General features: G+C 68.6%; 3 protein-coding genes. 1 reads left to right on the forward strand and 2 read right to left on the reverse strand.

Annotated elements, in window-relative coordinates; genetic code table 11:
• Window positions 1-111 precede the first annotated feature (111 nt).
• Window positions 112-495, reverse strand: a complete 384-nt coding sequence (locus VNN10_09750; GenBank protein HXH22304.1) for a hypothetical protein — start codon at window positions 493-495, stop codon at window positions 112-114.
• A gap of 60 nt (window positions 496-555) precedes the next feature.
• Complete coding sequence (locus VNN10_09755; protein ID HXH22305.1) at window positions 556-5,727, reverse strand: PAS domain S-box protein; 5,172 nt, start codon at window positions 5,725-5,727, stop codon at window positions 556-558.
• 383 nt (window positions 5,728-6,110) lie between these two features.
• Between VNN10_09755 and VNN10_09760 the strand changes: the two genes are divergently transcribed.
• On the forward strand, window positions 6,111-6,520 hold a 410-nt coding region (locus tag VNN10_09760), incomplete at its 3' end, for a hypothetical protein (GenBank protein ID HXH22306.1).

Raw genomic sequence — 6,520 nt, forward strand, 5'->3', positions numbered from 1 at the left:
GAAGAAGAGGAGCAGGTCGTGCAGGGTGAAGCGCGGCCCGCCGGTACGGGGGTTCATCTGCTGGTCGTAGCGGCGGCCCCAGAGCGCGAGTGTGTCGATCAGGTCCATCGTTCACCTCCCCGCCGTCGGTCTGTTCAGGTAGAAGCCGTCCCGCCACTTGGTGAAGACCGGAATGGCGTCCACCAGGCGCAGCACGCTGTCTTCCGTCAGGGCAAGCAGGGCGATGGCCACCGAGAAGGCCTCCGAGTCCGGACGCGCGGCGAAAGACGATTGCCGGTGCCAGACGACGTTCGTGCTGGCGCCGCGCAGGAAGCCTTTCGCCACGCGAAAGGTCTCCCTGTCGATTGGCTCGAAGAGCGCCGAGGAGCGGCTGGCCTCATAGTCCAGCGCGCCCACCATCACCAGCACCTCGGGCAGGACTTCCTCGATGTCGTCGAAGACCCGTCTGGCCAGCCGTTCAGCCTCATCGATTAGCCTGTCGGGGTCTCTCATCATGCTGCGGGGCGGCCGGGCAGCCCGGTCGTCCGCATGGTACACCCTAGCGGGGCGCCGCGGCTATTCGGTGTCGTCGTAGCTGGCCGTGAAGGCGGGCAGCGCAAACGCCAGCTCAGAGCCGCCACCCTCGCGGGGCTTGGCCCAGATGCGGCCCCCCTGGGCCTCGATCAGCTTGCGGCAGACCGTGAGCCCCAGGCCCATACCGCGGACGCCGCGCGAAGTCCTCTCCGCCCTGTAGAAGCGGTTGAAGATAAGCTCCGCCTCCTCCGGCTCGATGCCGCTCCCGCGGTCGAGCACCGAGATCACTACCTCCTCGCCGTCGTTCTTCATCTCGACCTCGATGGGCGCGCCTGGGGGGCTGTACTTGTCGGCGTTGCTCAAGAGGTTACGCAGCACCTGCTCCAGGTAGGTCGTGTCGGCCATCACCGGCAGGAGGTCGGGTTCGGCGCGCACCTCCACGGTCCGGCCCAGGCGGTGCAGATTGAAGGCCCGTACCACTTTCTCCACCAGCCGGTTCGCCAGGATCGGCTCTGTCGCGACCTTCTCGCCGGCGCCGGTGCGGGCCAGCACCAGGAGGTCCTCGATCATGCGATGCAGGCCCTCGGCTTCGTTCTCGATATCGCTCAGCAGCGACTCCTTGTGTTCGTCGTCCAGCCAGCGGCTACGTGAGCGCAGGATCTTGGCCCCGCCGTAAAGGGTCGTGATTGGCGTCCGTAACTCGTGCGACATCAGGCCCAGGAACTCGTCCTTCGCCTCGTTGGCCACGCGCAGCTCCTCTTGCGCGCGCACCGACTCGCGGTACAGGAAGGCGCTGTCCAGGGCGAAGGAAATGTGTCGCGCGAACTCTTCGGCGGTCGCAAGGTCGCGCTCGTCCAGGAGGCGGTCCGTCTCCGACATCGAGAGCGTCAGAGCCGCCTTGACGCGCCCCCTGACGAAAACAGGCACACCGAGGGACGACTTGATCCCCAGCTGCCGTATCACCTCGCGCCTTCTGGCGCCGAACTCCTCCGGCCAGGCGCCCGGGTCCGGGATCCGCCGGATAAGGAACGGCCTGGCGGTCCGGAGCACCGACGCATAGCCGAAGGCGCCTTCGGCCGCCAGCGGCTCGCTCGCCTCCAGCTGTTCGGCGAGGCGGCGTTTCTCCTCGTCCGCGTGGGCGATCACCCTGCGCTCCACGCGGCCGTCGTCCCCGACGATGTGGATGCTGCACCAGTCTGCCAGGCGCTCGACGGCCAGCTTCGCGACTGCTTCCAGCGGGTGCTCGTAGTCGAGGGAGCTGGAAAGGATGGCGCTCGCCTCAGCAAGGAACGCGAGCCGCTGCTCGGAGCGCTTCTGGTCTTCGATCTCGGTCAGGGCGCCCAACCAGCGCACGAGCGCCCCCGCGGCGTCGCGCAAGGGCAACACGCGCTGCAGGAACCAGGCGTGCGACCCATCCGCGCGGCGGATCCGCAATTCACCCTCGAACGCCTCACCGGACTCGAGGCTACGCCGCCAGGCCTCGCGCACGGCCGGCGAGTCGGCGCGGTGCACGGCCTCCAGCCAGCCCTCGCCGTCGCCTCCCGGCCGTAACCCCGTGTACTCGTAGAACCTGGCGTTGCAGTAGTCGACGGAGCCGTCCGGCCGGGCAGTCCAGACCAGGAGGGGCATGGTCTCCGCCAGCAGGCGGTAACGGGCCTCCGCGTCCTCCGCGGCCGCGCGCGCGCGGCGCTCGGCCTCGTACAGCTGGACACGCGCCAGGGCAAGGGCGCCCTGCTGCACCATCGAGGCCAGGAAGTCGCGGTCATCGTCGCCGAGCGCGCGCTCCTCCCTGAACACCAGCGCCAGCGCCCCCAGCGTCCGGCCGCTGGCTTTCAGTGGCATGCAAGCAATCGCGCGGTTGCCCGGGTCGACGTACTGCTCCAGGCCCGAATACCGCTCCCTGAACTCCCGCGGCCGCGTGATGAACACCGGCTCTCCGGTCTCGATGACTTCCCTGATCGGAGTTGCAGTCCGCCCTCCCGCTACCTTGCTCCAGGTCTCCAGGGCATCCTCGCTGATCCCGCGCGCCGCCAGGCGTCGCAGCTCCCCGGAGTCCTCGACCGCCACGACGACCGCGGAGGAAGCCTGAAGCGCGTCCAGCGCCGAGTCCACGATCGCCTCGGCGACCTCCGCCGGCGTGGTCGCCCCGGCAAGGGAGGCGGTCACCGTCTGGAGGCGCGACACCCGTTCCCGCGTCCGTTCGGCGGCCTCACGCGAGCGCCGCTCCTCTTCGAACAGGCGCGACTGGGCGAAGGCAAGGGCAACGCGGTCCGCCACGAGCTCGAGGAGGCGAATATGGCCCTTGTGGAACCTCTTTTCCCCGCGCATCCCCAGCCGTAATACGCCCGTCACCTTGCCTTCGACCACCAGCGGGATGCCCGCGAGGCTTACCAGCCCTGCGCGGCGCAGTATCTCCGATACGTCCTCCCGCTCGAGGTCGTCGAGGATCATTGGCTCGCCGGAGGCCGCGATCGTGCCCGAGAACCCCCGGCCGACCTCCACCGGCTGGCCGAGGGCGACTTCCTCCTCCAGCCCGAGAGACGCCACGGGGACGAGATATCTGCCGTCGTCATCCATCAACAGCATCGTGATCGTGTCGGAGCCTACGACCTCGCGGATCACATCCAGCATCTGCGGCAACTCCCGCAGGTCCGGGTGCGCGAGCGCGGCGTCCGTCACCAACTGCACGCGATGCAGTAGGTCTGCGCTCTCCTGCGCCTCACGCCGGAGATAGCGCTCGAGCTCGTAGAGGCGGGCGCGGTCCATTGCCTGGGCGCACAGCGTGGCGAGCGTGCGCACCATGTCTTTCTCGTCCGCCGAGAGGGTCCGCTCCTCCTCGAAGAGGAAGCACACTGCGCCGCGAAGGTCGGTCGCCGAGACCGGCGCGGCGGCGACCGCCCCGGCGTACCAGGCATCGGCAGCATGGGGGAACTGCTGCCGGACCTCGGAGCAGGACATGTATAGCTCCTGGCCAGCCTGAAGGGCGCGCGCCAGCGGCTGCCCGTCGCTTAGCGCGAACCTCTGCCCCCGTCTGAGCGTGCGGCCCGAGAAGCCGCGACTCGCCGCTATCACGGCCTCCTCGCCGTCCAGCATCGCGACCGCTACGGCGGCAGCGCCCGTCACCTGCATTCCCTGCGTCACCATCACCTCAGCGACGTCACGTTGGGTGTTGGCCTGGAGTAACCGCGCCGTCAGCTCCTGCAGCGCCGACGCCCGGGCGACCGCCCGCTCGGCCGCGACACGCGCCTGCGTTTCCCGCCTGAGCAGCTCCTCCCGCTCCGCGTCCGCGCGGACCCTGTCCGTCACCTCCCGGAACACGTCGACCACGAACTCGATGTTCCCCTGGGCGTCGCGGATCGGCGCGGCCGAGACGAGCGCATAGCGGACATCTGTACCAGCCGCGTCGCGGAAGCAGAGCAGCTCCTCGGCTGTCGGCTCGCCCCTCGCGGCGCGCGAGCCCGGAAGCTCTTCGATGGGCACCATCCGGCCGTTCGCGTCTTCGATATGGAAGCGCTGCAGCAACTGTTCGCCGGTCGAAGCGAGCAGTTCCTCGACGCTCGCGACGCCGATGAGGCGCGCCGCGGCCTCGTTGGCGTAGAGGATGCGCCCGGAGAGGTCGTGCGCCGTCACGCCATCGCCTATGGCGCGCAGCACCGTCTCGAGCTGGTTCTTCGCGCTCTCTGAACGTTGCTGCGCGTCCTTGAGCTCGGTCACGTCCACCGCCGTGACGACTACCGAACCGGGGTCATCCCCCAGGGGCGCCAGCGGCACCACGCGGACCAGAAACCAGCGGTAGACGCCATCGTGCCGCCTGGCCCGCACCTCCTGCTCCACCGTGCGGCCCGAGAGCACCACGTCCATCCATTCCCGCAGATGCCGGTAGTCGTCCGGGTGGACGACGTCCTGCCAGGGCCGGTTGGTCGCGTCCTCGGGGTCGAAGCCGGTGAACTCGTACCAGGCTTTGTTGAAGTAGTAGAAGCCGACTCCCCGTGAACCGATGGCCACGATCGCGGGCAGCGAGTCGGCCAGGGCCTCGATCTTCCGCTCCCGCGCCCGCAGGTCCTTCTCGGCGTCCAGCTGGGCCGTTATCTCCCTGTAGATGAGGAGCACAAGCGGCTCCCCCTGTCCGGGCCCAGCGACCGGCAGGGCCGTGCCCTCGACTACGCGCTCCTTCTTGCCCGTCTTCCCCAGCCGGGCCCGAAACTCCTCCGGCTGGCCGCTTTCCCTGGCCCGGGCGAGCGCCTGCAGCAGCCCCGAGAGGTCGTCCTCGTGGAACAGGTCGGTCAGGTGCCGCCCTGCCAGCTCGCCCGGCGCGTGGCCCCACACCCTCTCATGCGAGGGCGAAGCAAAGCGGATGTGGCCAGCGGTGTCCGTGATTGTGATTAGCTCGACGGCGTTGTCGACGACAAGGCGATAGAGCTCCCGGCTCTCGGCCAGCGCCGCCTCCGCCGCCTTCTGCGAACTCATGTCAACAAGCACGCCGATGAAGCCGAGCGCCTTGCCTTCCATGTCCCGGATTGGCGTATCCGTCACGAACGCCGGGAACAGCGACCCGTCTTTCCTACGCAGGACGAACTCGCCTGACCAGGACCTGCCCCGCCTCAGCTCGCGGAAGGCCTCCCGCTCTCCATCCCCGGGCGGCACGATGAGCTCGAACACCGAGCGCCCGCGGGCCTCGCCCTGGTTCCAGCCGAACATCTCCTCGGCGGCGCGGTTCCAGTAGGTCACCAGCCCGTCGCGGTCCGTAGCGATCACTGCCTGGCCGACGGCGTCCAGCATTCGCGTCTGCAGTTGCACCTCGCGGGCAGACCGCACTTCGCTGGTCACGTCCCGGAGCAGCAGGCGCGCGTGCCGGAGCTCACCGTTCGCGGACGTGTCGCCATCGAGCACGAACCGGCGCTCTTCGCCGCCTCGGTCACGAAGCCTGACCTCGATCGACTTCAGGACTTCGCCGCCAAACAGCCGCTTGAGGATGTCGGTCCCTTCCGAACGGTCCCAGAACCAGTTGGCGCAATCGGTGCGGAAGAACTCCTCGCGGCTGTAGCCCAGGCCTTCGTAGACGGCGCGATTAGCCCACAGCGGCCTCCCTTCCGCCGACAGGATCGCGACGCCGATGCTGGCCTCCTGGACGAACTCGATAAGGTCGGAGGGATAGCGTGCCGCTCGGGTCGAAGCCGCGGGAGACTCAGTGATTGGGGTCGCTTCTTCAGTCATGAGAATCCGGCGTCTGATCGACGTTACACCACCGGATCAGGCTCCGGCCCCCCGATTGCTATCGAATGTATTACATTCCCGCATACGCCTGCTGGCCGCGGTTGCTCGAGGGGCAGAAAGCCCCTTATCATCCCCGAGGCCTCGTGGTTGGGCGGGTACCCGGCCGAATCGAATGAGCGTTGGACGTAATGCTCATCCGACAGGAGGTCAGCCCACAACCCTTATCGTCGCGGCGCCAGCCGACGGCGCCCCACGCAGTCCCAGAAGCCGCATTCGCGCGAGCACTCCCGAAGTGCTACGCTCCCGTCCTGCGTGCTTCAGGATCCCTTGCCGACCTCCGATAAGTATCCGGCACTCCCATTTCCCGCAAGGGAGGACCATGCATGCCGCTGAAGCCCCCGCCGTCCTCAGCACCGGCCCGCGCCCGGGTCATCGTCGCCCTCGTAGGAGCGGTCACCCTCGCCGGTTTCCTGCGCTTCACCGCGGACGATGTCCTGACCCACGCGCAACTCGACAGAGGAATCTTCGTTGGGAGTGACAGGGACTCCCCGGCTCAGACGTTAGCCCACCCCTGGTCAGGCTCCGGCGCCTCCGGGCGCGCAGCCCTGAAGGCGCCCGCTGAACCCGGCGGCGAGCTTGTTTTGAGGGCCTTCCTTGCGCCCCTGGAGCAGGGCGGCGCCACCGATGAAATCGCTGAGGGCGCCGGAGCGGGGCCAGCCGAGGCAGATGATGCCTCGCCGCAAGCCCCCGCAGAGGAGGCGGCGTCCCCAACCCCGGCGCTGCCCGCCGCGGT

The sequence above is a fragment of the Dehalococcoidia bacterium genome, assembly GCA_035574915.1.
Classification (GTDB): Bacteria; Chloroflexota; Dehalococcoidia; order DSTF01; family WHTK01; genus DATLYJ01.

Excerpts from the sequence above, each read along its gene's own strand:
- VNN10_09750 (HXH22304.1), bottom strand. The coding sequence starts at position 495 with ATGATGAGAGACCCCGACAGGCTAATCGATGAGGCTGAACGGCTGGCC.
- VNN10_09755 (HXH22305.1), bottom strand. The coding sequence starts at position 5,727 with ATGACTGAAGAAGCGACCCCAATCACTGAGTCTCCCGCGGCTTCGACC.